Source organism: Pedobacter roseus (genome assembly GCF_014395225.1).
Lineage (GTDB): Bacteria > Bacteroidota > Bacteroidia > Sphingobacteriales > Sphingobacteriaceae > Pedobacter > Pedobacter roseus.
In genome coordinates, this window is sequence record NZ_CP060723.1 from 3,362,844 (window position 1) to 3,386,623 (window position 23,780).

17 protein-coding genes are annotated in these 23,780 nt (G+C 38.7%); 12 read left to right on the top strand and 5 right to left on the bottom strand.

The features are described 5' to 3' along the window. Nucleotides 1-246 precede the first annotated feature (246 nt). The 8 genes from pyrE (at nucleotide 247) to H9L23_RS13995 (ending at nucleotide 9,769) form a co-directional block, all read left to right on the top strand. Nucleotides 247-912, top strand: a complete 666-nt coding sequence (gene pyrE, locus H9L23_RS13960) for an orotate phosphoribosyltransferase (RefSeq protein WP_025146900.1) — start codon at nucleotides 247-249, stop codon at nucleotides 910-912. Between the two features lie 36 nt (nucleotides 913-948). Further along, complete coding sequence (locus tag H9L23_RS13965; RefSeq protein WP_025146901.1) at nucleotides 949-1,347, top strand: SRPBCC family protein; 399 nt, start codon at nucleotides 949-951, stop codon at nucleotides 1,345-1,347. A gap of 144 nt (nucleotides 1,348-1,491) precedes the next feature. Further along, nucleotides 1,492-4,167 carry an alpha-L-rhamnosidase gene (locus H9L23_RS13970; protein ID WP_187590992.1) on the top strand — a complete coding sequence of 892 codons (2,676 nt, stop codon included), beginning with the start codon at nucleotides 1,492-1,494 and terminating at the stop codon, nucleotides 4,165-4,167. Between the two features lie 593 nt (nucleotides 4,168-4,760). After that, nucleotides 4,761-7,361, top strand: coding sequence for an ATP-dependent chaperone ClpB (gene clpB / locus H9L23_RS13975; protein ID WP_187590993.1), 2,601 nt, complete (start codon nucleotides 4,761-4,763; stop codon nucleotides 7,359-7,361). A 311-nt stretch (nucleotides 7,362-7,672) separates the two neighbouring features. Beyond that, a complete protein-coding gene (locus H9L23_RS13980) occupies nucleotides 7,673-8,065 on the top strand; it encodes a hypothetical protein (protein ID WP_187590994.1) in 393 nt (130 codons plus the stop codon). Further along, nucleotides 8,038-8,325 (top strand): hypothetical protein, encoded by a 288-nt coding sequence (locus H9L23_RS13985; RefSeq protein ID WP_187590995.1) that lies wholly within the window; start codon nucleotides 8,038-8,040, stop codon nucleotides 8,323-8,325. Before H9L23_RS13980 ends, H9L23_RS13985 begins: the two co-directional genes overlap by 28 nt. Before the next feature lie 11 nt (nucleotides 8,326-8,336). Continuing rightward, nucleotides 8,337-8,966 carry a hypothetical protein gene (locus H9L23_RS13990; RefSeq protein ID WP_187590996.1) on the top strand — a complete coding sequence of 210 codons (630 nt, stop codon included), beginning with the start codon at nucleotides 8,337-8,339 and terminating at the stop codon, nucleotides 8,964-8,966. A gap of 161 nt (nucleotides 8,967-9,127) precedes the next feature. Continuing rightward, a complete protein-coding gene (locus H9L23_RS13995) occupies nucleotides 9,128-9,769 on the top strand; it encodes an outer membrane beta-barrel protein (protein ID WP_187590997.1) in 642 nt (213 codons plus the stop codon). Nucleotides 9,770-9,822: 53 nt separating this feature from the next. Here the strand turns inward: H9L23_RS13995 and H9L23_RS14000 are convergent, their stop codons facing one another. Continuing rightward, nucleotides 9,823-11,025 carry an MFS transporter gene (locus tag H9L23_RS14000; RefSeq protein WP_187590998.1) on the bottom strand — a complete coding sequence of 401 codons (1,203 nt, stop codon included), beginning with the start codon at nucleotides 11,023-11,025 and terminating at the stop codon, nucleotides 9,823-9,825. Between the two features lie 104 nt (nucleotides 11,026-11,129). On the opposite strand from H9L23_RS14000, the gene H9L23_RS14005 reads away from it, so the two are divergent. Further along, complete coding sequence (locus H9L23_RS14005; protein ID WP_187590999.1) at nucleotides 11,130-11,687, top strand: NADPH-dependent FMN reductase; 558 nt, start codon at nucleotides 11,130-11,132, stop codon at nucleotides 11,685-11,687. A 319-nt stretch (nucleotides 11,688-12,006) separates the two neighbouring features. Then, nucleotides 12,007-12,609 (top strand): outer membrane beta-barrel protein, encoded by a 603-nt coding sequence (locus tag H9L23_RS14010; RefSeq protein WP_187591000.1) that lies wholly within the window; start codon nucleotides 12,007-12,009, stop codon nucleotides 12,607-12,609. 81 nt (nucleotides 12,610-12,690) lie between these two features. On the opposite strand, the gene H9L23_RS14015 is transcribed toward H9L23_RS14010, so the two are convergent. Next, nucleotides 12,691-14,343, bottom strand: a complete 1,653-nt coding sequence (locus tag H9L23_RS14015) for a M28 family metallopeptidase (protein WP_187591001.1) — start codon at nucleotides 14,341-14,343, stop codon at nucleotides 12,691-12,693. Between the two features lie 545 nt (nucleotides 14,344-14,888). Beyond that, nucleotides 14,889-17,714, bottom strand: a complete 2,826-nt coding sequence (locus H9L23_RS14020) for a S8 family serine peptidase (protein WP_187591002.1) — start codon at nucleotides 17,712-17,714, stop codon at nucleotides 14,889-14,891. 122 nt (nucleotides 17,715-17,836) lie between these two features. Between H9L23_RS14020 and H9L23_RS14025 the strand changes: the two genes are divergently transcribed. Next, nucleotides 17,837-18,673, top strand: a complete 837-nt coding sequence (locus H9L23_RS14025; RefSeq protein WP_187591003.1) for a M57 family metalloprotease — start codon at nucleotides 17,837-17,839, stop codon at nucleotides 18,671-18,673. 620 nt (nucleotides 18,674-19,293) lie between these two features. Here the strand turns inward: H9L23_RS14025 and H9L23_RS14030 are convergent. After that, entirely contained in the window at nucleotides 19,294-19,716 is a 423-nt protein-coding gene (locus H9L23_RS14030; protein ID WP_187591004.1) for a PepSY-like domain-containing protein, read from the bottom strand. Between the two features lie 466 nt (nucleotides 19,717-20,182). Continuing rightward, nucleotides 20,183-22,690 carry a S9 family peptidase gene (locus H9L23_RS14035; RefSeq protein WP_187591005.1) on the bottom strand — a complete coding sequence of 836 codons (2,508 nt, stop codon included), beginning with the start codon at nucleotides 22,688-22,690 and terminating at the stop codon, nucleotides 20,183-20,185. A 177-nt stretch (nucleotides 22,691-22,867) separates the two neighbouring features. Between H9L23_RS14035 and H9L23_RS14040 the strand changes: the two genes are divergently transcribed. Further along, the gene (locus H9L23_RS14040) at nucleotides 22,868-23,746 is read left to right on the top strand and encodes a polysaccharide deacetylase family protein (RefSeq protein ID WP_187591006.1); all 879 of its coding nucleotides are present in this window, start codon (nucleotides 22,868-22,870) and stop codon (nucleotides 23,744-23,746) included. Nucleotides 23,747-23,780: the final 34 nt, after the last annotated feature.

Genomic DNA, 23,780 nt, shown 5'->3' on the forward strand with positions numbered 1-23,780 from the left:
AATAATTGTTACACAAAGCTACCCCCTACTTAATTAGAACCTATTTGTAAACCCAGCTTTTCTTTATCACCCTGATTTACAGGAAGTGGCAAGAAATAGCTTTTAGCATCGGTCAAAATTTCCGATATTTGTAGTATTGAAATGTCGAAATCAAATCCCGATTCCTACATTTTTCTTTCCCCGATGCAAAACAAAGGGGTTTAATAAACGTTATGACAAACACAAATAAATCTGTAATTTTGAGCCATGTATAATAAAAGTGATATTGAATTAAAGGTAGCGGAATTTTTATTACAGATAAAAGCAATTAAATTACAGCCAAACAATCCCTTTACCTGGGCATCAGGCTGGAAATCGCCAATTTATTGCGACAATAGAATTACCCTTTCCCACCCTCAGGTTAGAACTTACATCCGTCAGAAATTGGCCCAGGCCATACAGGAAGAATTTGGTTCTGTAGATGTGATTGCAGGTGTTGCAACCGCTGGTATTCCACAGGGCGTTTTAGTAGCGCAGGAACTAGGTTTACCTTTTATCTACGTAAGAGCTAAAGCCAAAGAACATGGCACCGGAAGTTTAATAGAAGGCGAAGTAGTAGAAGGTCAACGTGTAGTGGTAATCGAAGATTTAATCTCTACCGGAAAAAGCAGTTTACAGGCTGTTGAAGCTTTAAGGGCTGCAGGTTTATCAGTAGCGGGTTTAGCTGCAATTTTCACCTATGGTTTCGAAAAAGCAGACGAAAATTTTGCCGCTGCAAAATGCCGTTACCTTACCTTATCAAATTATGCTGCTTTAATCGATTATGCTGCCGAGCACAGCATTATTGCCAAAAGCGATATGGAGTTATTAGGTAAATGGCGCTTAAATCCTTCAGAATGGGGACAAGGACAGGTTTTGAGTCCGGAATCTTAATTTTGAAATAAGAACTAAAATCTATAAAAATATATAATGACTGTTATTGAAAGCACAGTAGAAGTTAATAAACCCGTTGCCGAGGTTTATGCTTTTCTATCCAATATGAACAATCATCAGCAACTGATGCCAGAAAACATTTACAACTGGGAATCAACTGAAGATGATGCACGGTTTACCATTCAGAATATGGCGAAATTGGCCATTAAGATTTCTAACCGTGTAGAAAACCAGGAAATAACAGCAATTCCGAGTGAGAAAGCACCTTTTGATGTAGAATTAAAATGGACGGTTGCAGATAACGGAAATGGAACTACCACTGCAAAACATATCATCTCAGCAGATTTAAACATGATGATGAAAATGCTGGCATCTGGTCCTTTGCAAAAACTGGCCGATCATCAGACAGAAAAACTGAAAGAAATCTTAGGTTAAAAAAATGATTTCACAGATTTAGGTGATAGCACAGATAAAATGAGACGAACTAATCTTCGTCTTTTTTTATGCGTAAAAATTCCATTGCGGTTCTTTTATCCGCATATTATTTTAATACCTTAGTTTTTGGATAAGCCATAAACTATGAACCTCAAATTTTTACAAATAACAACTTTACTTTTTGCCCTTTCTCCCCTTTCTAAAACATCAGCTCAATCGCTTACAGGCTTAAAAACCGAATATTTGGTCAACCCGATTGGCTTAGATAGTCCGAACCCACGTTTTACCTGGCAAATGAACGATGCCAATCAAGGTGCTAAACAAAGTGCTTACCGCATTCTGGTTGATACCGATTCCGGTTCGCTGGTAAAAGCCAATGCTAAATTATGGAACACGGGCTGGGTGAAGTCAGACCAAAATTTGGTTATTTATTCGGGTCAGTTACTAAAACCTTTTACTAAATATTTCTGGCGGGTTGACATTGCCGACGGGAACAATAAAAAATCGGATAAAATCACCATAGCCAGTTTTGAAACAGGGATGATGAAAATGGAAAACTGGCAGGGTGCCTGGATTTCGGATACTGAAAATACCAAACTTAAACCTGCACCCTATTTCCGCAATACCTTTAGTACCAGTAAAAAAATTAAATCTGCCAGGGCTTATATTGCTGCTGCCGGATTATACGAACTTTCGATCAATGGAAAGAAAATCGGCAATCACCGCATGGATCCAATGTACACCCGGTTTGACAGGCGTACGCTATATGTTACTTATGATGTAACCGATGCCATCAGCCAGGGTAAAAATGCCATTGGTGTATTACTAGGCAATGGCTGGTATAACCATCAATCAACCGCAGTTTGGTATTTCGACCGTGCTCCCTGGCGCAACAGACCTACCTTTTGTCTTGATGTATGCATCACTTACGAGGATGGCACAACTGAAACCATAAAATCGGGCAAAGGCTGGAAAACTGCTTTGAGCCCTATTGTTTTCAACAGCATTTACACGGCTGAGCATTATGATGCGCGTTTAGAAAAAACAGGATGGAATACCCCAAATTTTGATGATAAAGACTGGAAAGAAGTGATGTTCCGTTCTGCACCATCAAAAAATATTGTTGCACAGGCCTTACACCCTATCCGTAATGTGGAGGAAATAACCAGTAAAAGCATTAAAAAGTTTAACGATACCACCTACCTGTTCGATCTGGGTAGAAATATTTCGGGTGTAAGCAAAATCACTGTAAATGGCCCTGCCGGAACGGTTATTAAACTTAAACACGGCGAGCGCTTATATCCTAACGGACGTGTGGATATCTCAAATATCGATGCCCATTACCGCCCAACAGATAATACAGATCCTTTTCAAACCGATATTTTAATCCTGAATGGAAAAGGCGCACAAAGTTTTATGCCACATTTTAACTATAAAGGTTTTCAATATGTGGAGGTAAGCAGCTCTGCTCCTGTACAATTGAAAAAAGAAGATTTGGTTGGCTATTTTATGCATAGCGATGTACCAGTAGTTGGCGATGTTAAATCGTCAGAACCGATTATTAATAAAATCTACTACGCCACCAACAATTCATACTTATCAAATCTTTTTGGTTACCCGACCGATTGTCCGCAAAGAGAGAAAAATGGATGGACGGGCGATGCCCAGATTGCGATAGAAACGGGTCTTTACGGGTTTGATGGCATCACCATTTACGAAAAATGGCTGGCCGATCACCGTGATGAGCAACAGCCAAACGGTGTGTTGCCTTCTATAATCCCTACTGATGGCTGGGGTTATGAATGGGGCAACGGACCAGACTGGACCAGTACAATCGCCATTATACCCTGGAATGTTTACCTGTTTTACGGCGATCACAAATTGCTTGCCGATTGTTATTCAAACATCCGGAAATATGTAAACCACATCGACGAGACCTATCCTACCGGCTTAACAACCTGGGGTTTGGGCGATTGGATTCCGGTAAAATCCAAATCACCGGTAGAGCTTACTTCAACCTGTTATTATTATGCCGATGTGGTGATTTTGGCTAAAGCCGCCAAAATTTTAGGCAAAAACGATGATTATGAAAAGTATATGGCTTTGGCAAAAAAAATCAAAGACGCCTTTAATGCAAAATACCTGAATAGAGAAAAAGGGATTTACAACACGGGCATCCAAACCGAAATGAGCGTTCCATTGTACTGGAAAATTGTTCCGGAAGAATCAATTGCCCTTGTTGCCAAAAACCTGGCCAAACGTGTAGAAGCTGATGGTTTCCATTTAGATGTAGGATTATTGGGCACTAAGGCCATTTTAAATGCTTTAAGCGAAAATGGTTACAGCGATATTGCCTACAAAGTTGCGGCACAAAAAACTTATCCAAGCTGGGGCTGGTGGATGGAAAATGGCGCCACTACGTTATACGAAAACTGGCCGATTGATGCGAAATCAGATATCTCAATGAACCACATCATGTTCGGAGAAATCGGTGCCTGGTTATATAAATCACCGGGTGGTATTAAGCCAGATGAAAAACAGCCTGGTTTTAAACATGTAATTCTAGACCCACATATTATGGAAGGTCTAAATTCTTTCGAAGCCAGTCACATTGGTCCTTATGGAAAGATTAGCAGTGCGTGGAAAAGAATAAATGATGGGATTAGATACGATATTATTATTCCGGCTAACTCTACCGCCAGCATTAACTTACCGGTAAATTTAGACGCTACTATTTCTGTTAACGGTAAACCTGCCACTGGTAACAAAATAGATTTAGCGGCCGGTAATTATGTAATTGAGCAAAAAGTAGGGAAATAATTAAACTCCTGTAGTTTAAAAATGGTTCGTGTCGCCACGAACCATGGCCCATGGCGCGAGTAAAAAAGAAGTCAAGTTTTAAAAAATTGACTTCTTTGGACGTTAATTTACATAAAAATCAGCAATTTAATTCTGTCTTCAAACCTCGCAGGTTTTGAAAACCTGCGAGGTCTACCTAAATAAGGAAATCAATCGAGATAGATCTCTCCATTTCACTGCGTTTCAATCGAGATGACGGATTTATTTAAAAAACCTGCGAGGTTTAATTGCAATATACCGCGTTAGGGATTGTAAGGGTTCAGTACCGATCCTTCATCGGTACCGGAGCGAAGCGAAGCCCTGAAAAGCCCGGCCCTTTCACGATTTTTCATCGGGATCGGGTAACGCCCAAATCAATTTACAGTTGGCAATTTTCAATACAAATCTCGCAGGTTTTGAAAACCTGCGAGGTTTAAAAATCCCCTATCACGACAAAAGTTCAGCACAAAATACTAATTATCAGCAATTTAGTCACTAAAAACAAAAACTTACCGACAAAATTTCCGATTGTAAAATCAAAATCGAAGTGGCATTTGTTTTGACCTAAAGCGGATATGAACTTCAACAATTTTACCATAAAAGCCCAGGAAGCAGTTCAACAGGCTTCTGAAATAGCCCAAGGCAATCAGCAACAGGCTATTGAAACGGCACACCTGCTCAAAGGTCTGCTTACTGTTGATGAAAACGTGGTTTCTTATGTTTTAAAGAAACTGAACGTTAACCTTAATTCATTAAATCAAAACTTAGATGCAGAGATTGCCAAATTCCCGAAAGTGAGTGGAAGTAATGTCTATCTGTCATCAAATGCCAATAGCGTTTTGCAGAAAGCGCAAACATTTTTAAAAGAATTTAAAGATGAATTTGTTTCAGTTGAACATTTGTTACTAGGAATTCTGGCCGTTAACGATAGCACATCAAAATTATTAAAAGAACAGGGTGTTAACGAAAAAGACCTTAAAAAAGCCATTACAGAACTCCGCGGTGATAACCGGGTGACTGATCAAAATGCCGAAGCAACTTACCAGGCTTTGAGCAAATACGCCAGAAACCTGAATGAGTATGCAGAAAGCGGAAAACTGGATCCGGTAATCGGGCGTGACGAAGAAATCCGTCGTGTAATCCAGATTTTATCGCGCAGAACCAAGAACAATCCTATTTTAATTGGTGAACCCGGTGTGGGTAAAACGGCCATTGCGGAAGGAATTGCCTTTAGGATTATTAAAGGTGACGTGCCCGAAAATTTGAAAAGTAAAGTGGTTTATTCGCTTGATATGGGTTCGCTTATTGCTGGCGCGAAATATAAAGGCGAGTTTGAAGAGCGCTTGAAAGCCGTTGTAAAGGAGGTTAGTCAGAGTGATGGAGAAATTGTATTATTTATTGATGAGATCCATACTTTGGTGGGTGCTGGTGGTGGCGAAGGTGCCATGGATGCAGCAAATATCTTAAAACCTGCCCTTGCCCGTGGAGAACTGCGTGCCATTGGTGCAACAACTTTAGATGAATACCAAAAATACCTTGAAAAAGATAAAGCCTTAGAGCGCCGTTTCCAAAAGGTAATGGTGGAAGAACCTGATACCCAGGATGCGATTTCGATCCTCCGTGGATTGAAAGAGCGTTACGAAACCCACCACAAAGTAAGGATCAAAGATGAAGCGATTATTGCAGCTGTAGAAATGAGTCAGCGGTATATTGCAGATCGTTTCTTACCAGATAAAGCCATCGATTTGATGGATGAAGCAGCTTCGAAATTACGTATGGAAATGGATAGCGTGCCCGAAAATGTGGATGCGTTAGACCGTGAGATTATGCGTTTGGAAATTGAACGTGAGGCCATTAAACGCGAAAAGGACGACAGAAAAGTTAAAGAACTTTCAGAAGAAATTGCCAATCTTTCAGCAGAACGTGATGAATTTAAAGCGAAATGGCAAGGTGAAAAAGACCTGGTAGATGCGGTAAATAACGAATTAGAGCAGATTGAACACTATAAATTAGAGGCCGAACAGGCTGAACGCGCGGGAGATTATGGCAAAGTGGCCGAAATCCGTTATGGAAAAATTAAAGAGGCGCAGGATAAAGTCGAAAAACTCAAAGCCGATCTTGAAAGTCAGCAAACTGATAGCCGCATGCTTAAAGAGGAAGTTACTGCAGATGACATTGCGGGTGTGGTAGGCCGTTGGACAGGCATTCCGGTTACGAAACTGATTGCCAGTGAACGCGAAAAACTGCTTAACCTGGAAGATGAACTGCACCAACGTGTGGCCGGACAGGACGAAGCAATTGAAGCCATTTCTGATGCCATCCGCCGCTCTCGCGCAGGATTACAGGATAAACGCAAACCTATTGGATCTTTTATCTTTTTAGGTACAACGGGTGTGGGTAAAACCGAATTGGCAAAAGCTCTGGCTGAATTTTTATTCAACGATGAAAATGCCTTAACCCGTATTGATATGAGTGAGTATCAGGAACGCCATGCGGTGTCACGCCTGATTGGAGCGCCTCCGGGTTACGTAGGTTACGATGAAGGCGGACAATTAACGGAAGCGGTTAGGCGTAAACCTTATTCGGTAGTATTGCTTGATGAGATTGAAAAAGCGCATCCGGATGTATTTAACATCCTGTTACAGGTATTGGATGATGGCCGTTTAACCGATAATAAAGGCAGAACAGTGAATTTTAAAAATACCATCATCATCATGACTTCAAACATCGGAGCACATTTGATCCAGGATAATTTTAAAAATTTAAGTGACGAAAACCGCGATGAGCTCATTGCCAAAACTAAAAACGAACTGTTTGAGGTGTTGAAACAGACCATCCGTCCGGAGTTTTTAAACAGGATTGATGAATTGATTATGTTTACCCCGTTAAACCGCAGCGAAATCAGGAACATTGTGAGCTTGCAGTTTAAACACGTACAGCAAACCCTGGCCGAAATGGGTATAGAAATGGAAGCCAGCGATGAAGCTTTAGATTGGCTGGCACAATTGGGTTACGATCCGCAGTTTGGTGCCCGACCTTTGAAAAGGGTGATCCAAAAAAGGATCTTGAACGAGCTGTCGAAAGAGATATTGGCGGGTAAGATAGATAAAGACAGCAAAATTAAGCTCGATATGTTTGATCATAATTTTGTGTTCCTGAACCAGAAAGTAGATTAAACATAACAATCAAAATCCCATAGATTAAGTTCTATGGGATTTTTTTCTTTAAAAGACAGGTTACTTTAAAATCCAAAATTCGTCATCTCGATCCGATAGCTATCGGATGGAACGCAATGGAATGGAGAGATCTGCCCAGACAGATTTCTCGACTACGTTATACCCGATAGCTATCGGGTCCACGCGAAATGACAGCCGCTTATTTACCCCTAATTCAAAAACACAATTTACCTAACTAATATGCTAGTTCATTTTCTTGCTTTTTGTTTCAATAATGATTATTATTGATTACACACAAAAACACAAATAAAATGAAACCTAAATTAATCATTATGGCGCTACTATGCGCCATCAGTTGGCGCAGCTATGCCCAAACTGAAAAAGGAAGAGGCTTTGTTGGAGGAAGCCTGAGTTTTGGAACTTCCAAACAAAACAGCTCATCACCCAGCTTAAACACTTTTACCTTAACGCCAAGGGGAGGATATTTTTTAGCCAATAATTTTGCCATAGGCCTGGAGATCCCTTTAAATCTTTCAAAACTCAGGGGTGAAAATTATATCGCATGGAATGAAGAATACGGATATTACGAAGAACAGCGTGGAGTAAAGGAATTTAGCCTTGGTTTTTCTCCTTTCGTACGCAAATACATCGACGTTAAAGATCGTTTAAGTTTTTCATGCAGGCCAACCTACTTCTACAGGTAAATACTTTTAACCGCATTGATGATGAAGGTTACCTGATTCGAACAGATGCTAAAATAAAGGGATGGGGCGCAAGCATAAGTCCTGGCTTTAGTTATTTCATATCAAAACATGCTGCATTGGAGTTTTCATTGCCCGTTGTATCTTTCTTCCATCAAAATTACTATGCTGAAGAATCACTTTATAACTACGACAAAACCAATAATCTGAAGCTCGCCCTGCAGAATTTCACACCAACATTTACTTTCAATTATCACTTTTAACATTTAATAAAATGAAAAATATATTTAGCCGGCTAAAATTAAATGTTTTAAGCTTAGCCCTGCTTTTAACTTATGCATTTAATGTAAAAGCACAAATTATAGCAAACACAGAAATAAAATATTACAGAAGCATTTTCACCGAAGAAAACGGAAAGATCAAATCAATCGGCAACACCGATTTTGAATACTACAAAAGCATCTTCCCTGAAGAAAACGGAAAGATTAAATCCATTGGAGATAAGAAATTTGAATATTACAAAAGTATTTTTCCAGAGGAAAATGGTAAAATTAAATCTGTAGGTGATAAAAAAATTGAATATTTCAGAAGCATATTTCCTGAAGAAAATGGAAAAGTCAAATCAATCGGAGATATGCCTATCGAATATTATAGAAGCATCTTCCCTGAGGAAGATGGAAAAATCAAATCAATTGGTAATGTTACCATCGAATATTACAGAAGCATTTTCCCTGAAGAAAACGGGAAGATCAAATCAATTGGCGGTGCCCAGATCGAATACTACAGAAGCATTTTTCCAGAAGAAAATGGAAAGCTCAAATCAATTACAGGTAAAACAGGCAGCGATTTCGATTTCTCTCCTACTGAACTTTATTACTTTATCCTGAATGCAAATTTAAAGTAAAATACAAACTATTCATTCTTATTACCGAACACCGATCTAATAAATAGGTCGGTGTCTTTTTTTTTAACTGATAATCAATCCATTAGCAGAAAAATAACTAACAACATAGTTTTATTTCATTTTTTTATTTTATCATTGGATACACAAAAACACAAATGAAAATGAAAAAACAATTATTAGTTACGGCTATGGCCGTGGGTATCTCCCTATGCGGTTTCGCGCAAACAAAAGGAACAAATGCAGTAAGCTTCGGTATTAATTCAAGCACGAACAAACTCTCTGGAAACAACTATGAAAACAAAGTGAAAAACAACTCATTCACATTGGGTTATGGTTACTTTTTTAAAGACAACAACAAAATTGGATTGGATTTAACTTACGGCCTAAATAAAAGTACTTATAACAGTAACAACACAACCAGCCAAGAACAAAAAAGCTATGGTGGCAACTTAAGCTATCAGCGCTATTTCCCTCTTGTAAAAACCTTATTTGCCTATGCAGGTGGAAAAGCTGGCTATACCTACAGTAAAAATGATAGTCAATACAACAACACCTACCCACAAGTAACCAGTTATACTTCCAACCAATATGCTGTAGGCGCATATGGCGGTATCACCTGGTTTGTTTCTAAAAGATTTGCATTAGAAACGAGTTTATTATCTGCAGATTTCATTTATAGCAAAACAGAACAGAATGAGGTTGACGCTAATAATTATTTTACCAAAAGCGAATTTACTTCGTTCAATTTAAGTAGTCAGGGATTTATCAACAACCTCGGTTTTAAGATTTATATCCTATTTTAACCTATTCAACTATTAAAGCTTTGGCCCATCCCCTTAAAAATGGATGGGCTTTTTTATTTCTTCTTTGTTTCTATATTCGGCAAAAAACCTGTTAATAAACCAATTAAAGGCAAAAACGCACAAACATTAAATACATATTCGATACTCGTAGAGTCTGCTAATTTCCCTAATAATGCCGATCCAATTCCCCCCATACCAAAGGCAAAGCCAAAAAACAGCCCGGCAACTAAACCTACCTTGCCTGGGATGAGCTCCTGTGCGTAAACCAGAATTGCGGAGAATGCTGATGCCAAAATCATCCCGATAGGAACAATCAATACACCGATCCAGAAAAGATTGGCATGCGGCAACAATAATGCAAACGGTGCCGTGCCCAATATAGATGCCCATATTACATATTTCCGCCCTATTTTATCGCCTATTGGTCCGCCCAACAAAGTTCCGGCAGCTACTGAGAATAAAAACACGAATAAATAAATCTGCGATGTTTGCACCGAAACGTGGAATTTATCGATCAGGTAAAAGGTGAAATAATTGGTTAAACTCGCCATGTAAAAGTATTTGGAAAAGATTAACAACAATAAAATACATACCGAGAAGATGACCTTATTTCTCGAAAACTGATTCACCACCGTTTGTATGTTAATCTTTTTACTTCTCGAAAGCATAAAGCCTTTATACCAGTTACCTACATAAGTTAAGATCATAATGGCTAAAAGTGCAATCACCGAAAACCAGATTACGCTGAACTGGCCATAAGGTACAATGATCCATGCCGCTAATAAAGGTCCTAAAGAACTGCCGGCATTGCCTCCCAACTGAAAAACTGATTGTGCCAATCCCCTCTTCCCTCCTGATGCGGCATGTGCCATCCTCGAAGCTTCAGGGTGAAATATGGAAGAACCTATCCCAATAAAAGCAACAGAAAGCAGCATGGTATAAAAATGGGCCGATTGTGAAAGCGAAATCAAACCGATCAGGGTAAAGCCCATCCCTACAGCTAAAGAATATGGCTGAGGTTTTTTATCGGTATACAAACCTACAAATGGTTGTAAAAGCGATGCCGCCAATTGAAAGGTTAAAGTAATTAAACCAATCTGCGAAAAACTTAAATGATAACTGGTTTTGATAATGGGGTAAATAGCTGGAATTAAAGATTGTATGGTATCGTTTAACAGGTGCGAAAAACTGAGGGCAAAAAGTATCGGGAAAACGGTTTTTTCGATAATGGAGGTGGTAGATGTATTTTCAGTCATAACGAATAGCTTATAGGGTCAAAAATAAGGATTATAAATTTTTAAACTACACATATTGTCCTTGCAAAAACCAAACATTTTGATAATGTTTCGGTTTAATAGTCATGGAAAAGAACAGAAAAATTGTTGGTTTATGCGGAAGTTTGAGAAAAGGATCTTTTAATGAGATGTTACTTAAAGTGGCAGGCGGATTAATCCCCGAAGGTATCGAATTTGAAATTGTAGCCTATGATGACATCCCCGTTTATAATGCCGACCACGATTTACCTGAAACTGAAGAGCGACCTGTAAGCGTAACTAAATTTAGGGAGGCTTTAGCCGCTGCCGATGCTTTTATTATCGCCTCACCCGAATATAATTATTCTATCCCAGGTGGATTGAAAAATGCCATCGACTGGGCCAGCCGCGGAAAAGATTCGCCATTGATGCATAAACCGGTTGCCTTAATGGGTGCTACACAAGGAATGTGGGGAACGGTTAGGATGCAAACAGCATTTTTACCCGTTTTTACCTTTTTGAATATGAATCCAGTTTTACAACCGGAAGTATTAATTGCACAGGCACAAAATAAGTTTGATGAGGAGGGAAATTTAACAGACGAAAAAACCATTTCCATTATCCAAAAGAAAATAGAAAATCTGATTTCAGCTTGTAAAGTTTAATCAACACCATAATAAGGTTTCTCCAAAAACCTGCCATTTCTGCTACCTTAAAATCTGACATTTATACAAAAAAAGTCAGATTGTCAATTTGTCATGCCTGAAAAATTAATCAATCGATTGATTTTTTGTCACACTAAAATAATATTGAATTAACATTAAATTCACATCTGATTGTGGGATAAGTAGTTGACCAAAAACTGATTTTTTGATGACGCAGGTGATGTTTTTTGGCACAAGTGTTGACTTTTAGGCGAATATAGTCAGATATTAAAATAGTAAAAATTGACTATATTTTAATAACAAATAAATAATAAAAAAGATGAAAAAACTATTATTATCTTTAGTAGCAGTAGCAGGTTTAGTTTATGGTGCAAAAGCACAAACTGAAAAAGGAAATTTTATGTTAGGTGGTAATGTAGGTGTAAATTCTACAAAAGTTGATGGCGCTCCAAAAGCAGATTTCAACTTCAGCGTGTTACCAAGTGTTGGATATTTTATCAGCAACAATTTTGCAATCGGTACAGGTGTTGGTTACGAGTACGATAAAAAAGTAAGCAGCAGAACAGAAAATGGTGCTTTTAAAGTTGCTCCTTTCGGACGTTACTATGTTGGTTTATCAGATCAATTTAAATTCTTCGGACAATTATCAGTGCCTATGGCTTTCGGTCAGTTAAAAGCAACTGATGTTAACGGCGATAACGCAGTTAAATTAGGTACTACAACTAAAATCGGTGTAGAAGTTGCTCCAGGTTTCGCTTTCTTCCCAACCAAGAAAATCGGTATCGAACTTTCGGTTAAAGGTTTAAGCTACGACAACTATACTGTTAAAGCTGAAGGAACTGGCGCTAAAGTTAAAACAAATACTTTTGGCTTAAACGCTGATACTTTTGCACCAAGATTAGGTGTTCAGTTCTACTTTTAATTAAACCTTCCTTCAGGAAATGTTTAATAAATGACTTTTTTTCAAGAAGCGTCCCGATTTGACATCGGGACGCTTTTTGTTTTATCTCTTTTCTCTTATGGCTTTAAACTCAGATCCCTCTTTCCATTTCGGATAAGAATCTTCATTACTGATGCGGTATCCCATATCAAAAAGCATCCTTACATCTTCGATAATGCCTGATAAATCCCAGGTTTTGGCATCAAAATTATCCTGCGGCGAATGGTAACGGAATTTAGTAAAATCGGCCACTTGTTTTAATCCCCATTCTCTGCCGTTTTTGATGTTATCTACACCCGAACCGGTAAATAGTGAAGGTACACCAACTTTGGCCAGGTTAAAATGATCAGAACGGTAATATAAACCTGATGATGGTACCGGGTCGGGAACGATTACCCTACCCTGTTTTTTAGCAGACTCAGCCGCGTAATCTTCCAGTTCTGATTGTCCGAAACCATACACCACGATATCTTTTGTTTTACCGGCGATGCCCATCATATCCATATTGATGTTGGCTACGGTTTTAGCTAATGGGAAAGTGGGGTGTTTAGCATAAAATTCTGAGCCTAATAAACCCTGTTCTTCTGCGGTGTAAGAAATAAACAAAATGGTACGTCCGGGAGCTTTAGGCAGTTTTTTAAATGCCGAGGCAATTTCGAACAAAGCTGCTACTCCGGTGGCATTATCAACTGCTCCATTGTAAATAGAATCGCCTTTTATTTTTTCTCCTACGCCTAAATGATCCCAGTGTGCCGAATAGATAATCGCTTCATCTTTACGTTTATCTCCCGGAATTTTAGCCAGTACATTATAGGTAACTGATTTTTTGATGGTATTTTTAACTTTTAACGAAGTGCTAATGTTCAAATCGACCGCTTTAAAACCTTTCTTACGGGCACTAAGTGCCAGTTGATCAAAAGATTTGCCGTCCATTGCAAATAATGCTTTTGCTTTATCTAATGTAATCCAGCCCTCTACTACTGCCCTGTTCATCCCATTATCATCGCTTTGCAAAGTAAGTTTAGATTTCGACCAGCCACTGCGCACCACTGTCCATGGATAAGCTGCCGGTTCAGTATCATGTACGATAATGATTCCCGTAGCCCCCTGACGGGCAGCCTCTTCAAACTTATAAGTCCATCTGCCGTAATAAGTCATATTTTTACCTTTAAATAAAGTAGAATCAGCAAAACCAGGATCATTGATCAATACCACAACGGTTTTTCCTTTCACATCCAGATTGGCGTAGTCGTTCCAGCCATATTCTGGTGCTACAATACCATAACCTGCAAAAACCAATGGCGAATTGCTAATACTGACTTCATCTTGCACCCTTCTGGTACCAGCAACAAAATCGGTGAGATAATTCAAAGTCAGGGAAGCATTTTTTCCTTTGAATACCATTTTATCTTCTGGTATAGATTTAATTTCCACCATGGGCACCTCCTGGAAAAAGCTCTTGCCATTGCCTGGTTCCAATCCCAGTTTTTCGAACTGCGCTTTTAAATAATTTATGGTTTTGGTTTCGCCATTTGTAAAAGGTTTTCTTCCCTGTAAACTATTGGCGGCTATTACCGATAAATATTGAGTTAAACTCGAATCGTTAATGGCTTTTATCGCCAAAGAATCGGCACCAGCATTGGTACTTTTGGCATTTTGTTTACAGGAACCAAAGAAAAACAGCGCGCAGCCTGAAAATAGTAGTATTTTTTTCATTTATAAGGGATTAATTTTTAATAACTGATCGTATATGCTGAAAAATACGAAGAAATTAGGAATATATGCATTTACATTAGAAACATTGCAATATGTTTCCCGCTGATCACGCAGATTTACGCAGAATAAATCCATGCCACCAAACCAACCTCTGCGTTTATCATTTTAAATCTGCGAAAGAAAACATACGCAATATATTTCCCGCTGATCACACAGATTCACGCAGAATATATTTACACAACACAAAAAAAATCCGTGCTTATCATCTTAAATCTGCGGGGAACAAAAACAATTAGGTTTCCCGCTGATCACACAGATTCACGCAGAATATATTTACACAACACAAAAAAAATCCGTGCTTATCATCTTAAATCTGCGGGAGAAAACAATGAGCAACCGTTCCCGCTGATCACGCAGATTTACGCAGAAAGCGCCGTCATCTCGACCGCAGTGGAGAGATCTATCTCGAGACAGATCTCTCGACTACTTTGAACCCGATAGCTATCGGGTCCGCTCGAGATGACGAAGTCAAGAGAGAGTAAACTTTATCTCTTAATCAACTTAAATTTCTTCAATTGTTGCCCATTTTTATTGATTACCCCTACATAAACACCGGTAGATAGCGCATTAAGGGCAAACTTATTCGAACTTGTGGCTTTTTCTTCGAAAACCTTTTGTCCTAAAATATTAAATATAGAAAGGCTGTAATCTTCAAAAGATCCACTTAAAATGGTTAAATAATCGGCTACGGGATTGGGAAAGAAAGAAAACTGATCTGCTTTGAGAAATATTACTGAAACAAGGTCGCTCTGCACCTGCCCATTGGCCGTTTCGAAAGTTACCCGGTAAAATTGTATACCTTCTTTAGGTTTATCATCAAAAATGGCATAATCAAGCTGATTTTGAACAGGCTTAGTCTGCTGTAAAATGCTGAATGTATTCGCACCTGTCTGTTTTTCCCAGATGATATTCTTCAAATCCAAAGTACTTCCAATACTCAGGTCAACCCTTATCCGGTTATCATCGGCTACTGATGCAAATAAACTCTTTACATAACAGGCAATTCCCTGTTGGGTATAATCGATGGTGTAACTTTTTAAACCTGTAAAACCAACCCCATTGGCTGCTACTGCAAAGTATTTGCTCTTAATCTTACTGATGTCAATTTTCGTAATGGTATCGGTAAGGGTTAATACCGGGGCAAGTACGTTATCTACAATATGATAAAGTGTATAATCTTTAGCGCCAGGTTGCGGATTCCAGTTTAGTACAATGCCATCTTTGCATACATAACCAACTTTTAAAGTCCTTGGACTCGAAATCACAAAAGATTGGCTCTGTATGGTATTGCCTTCAACTTCCATCCTGATGATCGCTTTCGAAAACTGGTCCGGTGCCGTCCAGTTGTAAAAACCACTGCTAAGGTCAACATTCTGCGCAATTGATTTCCATGTTGCCCCATCATCGTAACTCACCGATAAATTTCCGGTTTTAGCGGAATAAGTATTCTCCCAACGGATATAATTGCCTTCATTGGCAAAAAAGTATCCGTTTTGATCAGGACTGATAAACGAAAAGGTATTCTTAAGCTTATAACGATAAGCCAGTGCAAAGGCCTGGTTGTTTCCTTGTGTGATGCGATTACCTTTAATATGGATATTGTAAGTGCCTGCATCGGGATTATCCAAACTAACCTGCTGTACCGTATTAATTAAGTCTGCTTTACGCACTGCTGGCTTTGCTAGCGAATCTAAATGAGGATAGGTACTTAACACCCATGGTAGGGTTAAATTCCCCGAAGGATTTTCGAGACTTAAATCCAAACCATTAATCAGGCTTTGGGCGGCATTTACAGTTGCAGGCGGATCGTTCCACGTCATGGTAACTTTAACTTCAGCAACATTTGCCTGAATGACCAAAGGCACAACCAGATCCTGGCTTTTAGCTACATTGTATAAAGAAACGCGGTTTTCGTCTAAAGTTTTTAACGCCTGAGCCACATTTAATTTGCCATAGCCATATACAAAATCAACCTGCGGCGTTCCTAAATCATCGGCGGAATTTATTAAAGTTGCCCGGATCAGTGCCGCTGAAGCAGCTTTTTTATATTTCTGCTGATAAAACTGTTCCAATAAAACTACCGAACCACTGGTAATGGCTGCAGATCCCGATGTTCCGTCTTCTCCCAGGGCCACAAGCTCAGGTTTTACACGTCCATCATAAGCCGGCCCTTTGCTACTCAGGTTTTCAGAAATATTTTCCCGGTTAATCCCTCCTATCACCAATAAATTTTTAGCCTGCTTAAAATTACCCGTTAAATTAGCCCTGGCGGTTATTCCTTGATATAAACCAATTGATGGTGTTGATGTTCCTTTATTTCCGGCAGAAAAAACATGGATCAGGGTATCGGTTTCGAAAATCTGTTTATCATAAGCAGCTGCTTCCATACCATAATCGTTATCTATATCAGTACCATAAGAATGGTTCTGAACCTTAATCTGAAGTTTGTTCAAATCGCTGACCGGATCGGGCATCAGGTTCGAAAAATCAGCATAAGCAAGTTTAGCCTTAGGCGCAGCGCCCAAACCGCGGATAAAAGAATTGCCGCTTCCTAATGCCAAAGTAGCCATAATGGTAGCATGAGTGGTGGGTGTTGTACCAGTAAGCGCACCTGGCAGCGTTTTTCCTAATAAATCGAGATCAGTTGCATCATACATCTGCTCTTTAAGTGAAAGATTAATGCCTGTGCCATCAATAGCTGGAAAAAGGCTGTGCGCATTCGAAATCTGGTTTAAACCGAGATCGAGTCCGTTAATTACGACCTCTTCTTTGGCTACAGGCAAAACATCGGCATATAGGATGTCGTCTTTTTCCAATAGCGACATTAAATCAATTGGTAAAATATAAACGGTATAAATATTATTGACTTTATCTATTGATTTTATACTTAAGGATTTAGCTGCGCCGGATAATGTATTGATAGCTTTAACAGCTAACCTAACCAGAATAGAATCTTTCTTTTTGCCGGCTTTATCCATCACTTTCATTAGCCTTTCACTCACTTTCCAAAGCCCGTTAGCTTGTTCCTGATAAACCACAATGTTAGAGAGGTTTGAAACGGCTGATTTCTGCACAATATAATAACCTCCCGAAAGCCTTTTTTTAGGATTTAAAGACCTGATTTCTGCAGGACTTAACTCATGGTTAAATCTTACCAAAACGGGTTGATCATCAGTTAATTTTAAAGAAGTTGATGATTTAGAAATATATTTTTCAATTTTTTTTTCTATTCCCGCAGGTTGTATCTGTGCGTTTAAACGAAATACAGACAGACAAAAATATAAAACTAAAAATACAGTAGTGACTTTCAATTATTATTTTATTATAAAATTTTGCTTACATGAATTATCTTCCCTAAATTAGGATTTATAAGGTAATCCACAAACATTATTAACTAACTTATTCAATTTAAAAAATTTCAAACCTAAACAAGATGAAAAACACCAAATTTTTATCGATCGCAGCTGCATGTCTTTTATTCACTACTTTATACTCTTGTAAGAGTAATAATACAGAGAATGCGGTAGAAAGCAAAACTGATATTACAGCTGACAAATTATCACAGATCAAATCATTAGGCTTTAGTACAGACAATGTACGTAAGATAGACGAAGGATATCTGGTAGAAGGCGACATCCTTTTAACAGATGATAATTTATCAGAACCTGCCGCAGGCGCAAATTTAAACATTGCCGAAACGGAGCAGTACCGCACCACAAATGTTGTAAAATCGTTACCACGCGTAATTACAGTATCGGTTACCAATTTGCCACAGGTATATAGTGATGCAGTAAACACCATGATTTCGAGATACAACTCGTTGGGTTTACGTATTACTTTCCAAAGGGCAAGCGCTGGAACAACCGGAAACATTAATGTTGTTGGTTTTAACGAAGGACCAAGCGGAGGTTTTATTACTTTAGGCTCTGCGGGCTTCCCTACTTCATCAGGTCAACCGTTCAATCAGATCAGAATGAATACCAATTCGGCAGCTTATGGTTCAAACCCTAATTTATTGTACCTGGCTTCAGTTATCCAGCATGAAGTTGGTCATTGTATCGGCTTCCGCCATACAGATTACATGAACCGTGCATTTAGCTGTGGTTCAAGCGGTGCAGGAAACGAAGGTGCATCTAATGTGGGTGCGGTAAGAATCCCGGGAACACCTTCTGCTCCAGATGCTGCTTCATTTATGTTAGCTTGTTCTAATGGTGGTAACCGCACCTTTAATGCAAACGACGTAATTGCCGTTAATTACCTTTACAAATAAGATCAAAACACCCAAGGATTACCTAAAAACCTAAGAAAAAGCCTCACGATGTAAAAATCGGGAGGCTTTTTTTATACAGTTATTGTTTTCAGCCACGGATGCACGGATTATTACGGAGGTATTTTTTAGATTATTATAAAAAAATCAGAATATTTTTCAACAGGTTAACACTATTTTAAACGGTTCGTGGAGATACGAACCATGGCTATTTGCTAACCATAGATACACACAGATAAACATATATATTTTTTATTCGTTACGTCATTCCCAACCCGATTGGGAATCTTAATGCAAAAAGCCTTTAAACTACAGTATATCTATATTGTTAGCTTTTTAAACACAAATATTTAGTCATTGAAAGTATAGAAATTATTTTTTAACCACAGATGAGCACAGATAAACACAGATGGTTTATTTATCTGTGTTCATCCTTTTCATCTGTGGTTAATGATAAGAAGCTAAGGCATGGGTATAAAAATGGTCATTGTTACCATAGGCCAATATTGTTATTCAATGTTGTTCGTGAGGACAAAAAACCATCGCAACTAGTTTCTAACAACAGATAAACACCGATATTAACCGTGAACTGTACCGATATTTTTTATTTATGCTAGAAAAAGTTAATCGGCAACTTCTTTAATAAACTTACCGTTGGCATCGTACCATACATTAACATCAGGTGTACCTTCAATATCTATTTTATAGGTTATTTTCCCTGCAGTATTAATCCAATCTACATCATCAATCCTGCCTTTTGGATATTTTGCTTTGATATTTTTGCCAATTACTGCCGGAAGCTGTGCATTTGGAATATCTTTCTCGAAAGAAACTGTTTTACCTGTAGCAGTATAGGTGGCTTTATGATCTACCTTTCCCAAGTCAAAATCGACCTCATAATTTGCGCCTTTCTTTTCCCAATCTGCATCTGTTGCTTTTGGATAAGCTTTGCTAAATGCAGCTTTAACAACCGCAGGAACATTTTTTTGATCAATATCTTGAGCGCTGCTGCTGGCAATTCCTCCAACTAAAAGGAATGCTGCCATAATTGTGCTTTTGTAATTCATACTAAAATAACAGGTCCATTGCACAATTGTTTCGATGCACATCAGTACCTTCAATTTAATAAGATACATCATATTTAGAAACACAGCACCCCAGTTAAATAAACCTGATAAAGCCAAATAACTCCCGATTTCACTTAGGAACTTGCAAAGCCCGGTAGTCACTCGGCACAGCTGACATCATAATTGAACAGCAGAAACCCAATCGGGACTATAGGCGATAGCAGGACTACCCTTGCCCAAGAATTACAGAACTTAGCTTTTCAAAAAAGATAATGGGTTATTTATATGTATAAAAAATGGTTCGCTAGAATACCGGCCAGGGCTACTGGTTTTTCACCAAGGATGCACAGATTAACCACAAAAAAATTGGCCTATGTTTCCATAGGCCAATATTAGAATTCAAAGTGGTTCTAAAGGACACGAACCAAGGTATTTTGCTTAACGATTATTTCCCATTCTGCTCAATATCCCTGTCCATTTCTACCAGATCCACATCACTTGGTTCAGAAAAATCGCCGATTAAGTATTTATTAAAATGATCGGCCAGTTTCCAGAAAGCATACTCTGTCATGTCTCCAAAACCATGGCGCTGACCAGGGATAATCAGGAAATCGAAACGTTTACCTGCTTTCATTAATGCATTTGCCACACGAATAGAGTTAGCAGGATGCACATTATTATCAACATCGCCATGCATCAGTAATAAATGACCTTTAAGGTTTTTTGCCAGATCAGGATTTTTATCAATGCTATATTTAAAAGAGGTATCGCCTTTTAAAGAAATGGTTTCTTTTACGCCATGGTGTTTTTCACTCCACCAACGGTTGTAAATGCTGTTATCGTGGTTTCCTGCATTTGAAACTGCAGCTTTAAAGAAATCGGGATAAACCAACATGGCTGCTGTTGACATAAAGCCACCGCCCGAGTGACCTGTAATACCCACTTTAGATTCGTCGATAAATGAATATTTTGCCGCCAATTGCTCGATAGCTGTTTTTTTATCGGCCAAACCATAATCGCGCAGATTTCCGTAACCATAAGTGTGGTACCATTTAGAACGGGATGGATTACCACCACGGTTACCAACCGTAATTACGATATAACCAAATTGTGCCAAACGCTCGGTGCGGTCCATGCTTTTGCTGAACGCCTTATTTACCGCTTCTGTTTGCGGACCAGGATATACATACTCGATAATCGGGTATTTTTTGTTTGGATCAAAATCAAATGGTTTATACATTACACCATATAAATCGGTAATGCCATCATCTGCTTTTACTTTAAAAGGTTCTGGAAATTTATATCCGGCTGTCATTAATAAAGAAAGATCTGTTGTTTCGAGATCCATTACTTTTTTACCGCTTCCATCATACAAAGTGGCTTTTGGTGCCGTATTTACCCTTGAATAATTATCAACAAAAAAAGTATTGTTATCATTCATGTTGGCTAAATGGTCAAAATCGCCGGCATTTAACAATTTCATGTTCGAACCGTCAAAATTAATGCTGTACAAATGCAGGTAATAAGGGTCTTCTTTCCCCTCACGTCCGTTAGCCGTAAAATAAAGTACGCGTTTTTTTTCGTCGATATTTACAATACTCTCGCAATGGAAAGCCCCTTTTGTAATCTGGTTTTTAAGTTTACCGTTTTCATCAAAAAGATAAAAATGTGCCCAGCCATCGCGCTCACTCCAATGGATCAGTTCTTTACCATCATTTACCAAACCCGGTCGGTTCACTTCAACATAAGTGTTAAAACGTTCGTCGATTATTGGCGTTACTTTTCCTGTAGCAATATCAACTGTACCGATATCAATGCGTTTTAAATCGCGGCTGGTACGGGAAAAATAAAAACGGCTGTCGTTTCCTAGCCAGATAGACGGGCGGAATTCGTTATCGCGGTCTTTATTTAATGAAGGTTTACTCCAAACCGAAACACTTTGATCTTTAAAAGCGGAAACATTAAGCTTTTTATAAGATTTTGCAGCAAAATCGAATAATAAAACTTCATCCTGTGGGGCTTCTGCCTCGCCGGGCATCTGGTATTTATAGGTTTCTAAAGTCGGGCGCCCCGGTGTAACACTATTAATTACCCATAGGTCTTTAACCTTACGTGAGTCGGTCCTGTCCAATACAAAATATTTAGCATTTGGCGACCAAAGCACATAAGCACCACGGCGCTTTTTATTATTTTTTTCGTTTTCTATATTGTTTTCGCCATCACCATCGCTTCCATACGAATAAAATTTAACGCCATCTTTGGTTAACTGGTGTTCTACAATGGTACTGTCGTCTTCATTTTTAACCGCTTTTTTATAATTCTCTTTATCCATCCAATACAGGTTATAGTTGCGGGAGAAGATAATGGCCGACGAATCAGGTGCTACCGAACCCCATGCTGGTTTAGGCTTTGGTTTACTGAAATTTGGCACCTCAGTCAACTTTGCAGTAGCCAGTTCGTATTTAAAAGAGTATATTTTCTTCTGCATAGAATCAGCCGCTTTTTTATCTTTCCGGTCCTTTTTCAGTTCATCAACACTGCTTTTGATTTCGAAAGAAATGCTTTTTTCATCTGCAGCAAATTTCAGGTTTTCGAGTGGTAAATGTTCCGCATCAAACGGATCGCGCACAATCAGGGTAATATCTGCAGCCAGTTTCGAATTGTCGAACATCACTTTTTTGCTTTTTGAAGCCGGATCTACCAGGTACCAGAATTTACCCTTCTGACTTTCGAAAGTGTACCAGAAACGGTTACTCAATTTTAGCCAGTGGGGATCAACAGCTGTAGAATAAACCATTTTCTTTAGTTTATTTGGCGAAAAACGCGAGGCAAGCTGATAATTTGCCTTAGGCTGGGGCTGAATGTTTTCGGTTATGGTAAATGTTTTGGTTTGTGCAGCAACAGTTAAGGATAAAAACTGCGCACACAGCAGGAGTTTATAAAGTTTATTCATCAAAATTTGTTTGAGCCGCTAAATTATTTAATAATAGCATATTAATCAGGCTTTAATATGTAATAAATGCGATAGTTAGCGCAATTTCGCTGACGCAAAATAATTATTAACACCTTTTATTTTAATACTTAAATAAGTAACGGATTTTATAGTTTTGCAGCTATACATCCCTAATAAATGAAATATAGCTTTTTAACCATCCTAACCGCTGGGGTAATTTTATTTGCCAGCTGCCAGTCTAAATCACAAACCGAAAAATCTGCTGATCAAGATGCTACCGCGCAAACGGCCAAAACCGCAGCAAGTACCGGAACACCAGTTGACGTTTCTAAAATAAAAGTTGCCGATGCCAAAACTATCCTGGCCAGAAAACAGGTGCCAATCTTATGTTATCACCAGGTAAGAAACTGGAAACCAACTGATGGAAAAGTAGGTAAAGATTACATCGTAGAAATTCAGAATTTTAAAGACCAAATGAAAATGCTGGCCGATAGTGGTTACCACACCATTTTGCCCGATCAGCTTTATGCTTACCTCAATACCGGTGCTGCCCTGCCAAGCAAGCCAATTATGCTAACTTTTGATGATACGGATATGGACCAGTTTACCATTGTACGTCCTACTTTAGAGAAACTGGGCTATAAAGCGGTTTATTTCATCATGACGGTTTCGATCGGAAGAAAAGGGAAATTTGTTGATTACATGACCAAAGAGCAGATTAAACAGCTTTCTGATGAAGGCAACATCATCGGTAGTCATACCTATGATCATAAAAACTTTAAAAAATATGCTGGTAAAGATTGGGAAGAGCAGTTAGATAAACCGACTAAAAAACTGGAAGAAATTACTGGCAAAACAATGACCGAATTTGCCTATCCTTTTGGTTTATGGAATGCTGAAGGAATCCCTGAACTGAAAAAACGTGGTTTCAGGATGGCTTACCAATTATCAACCAAGCGCGACGAAAAGGATCCTTTGTTTACCATTCGCCGGATTATTGCCAGCGGTTACTGGTCGCCAAAAACATTAAGTAACAGTATTAAAAATAGCTTTTAAGCAAAAAAATCCCGATTTTCACATCGGGATTTTC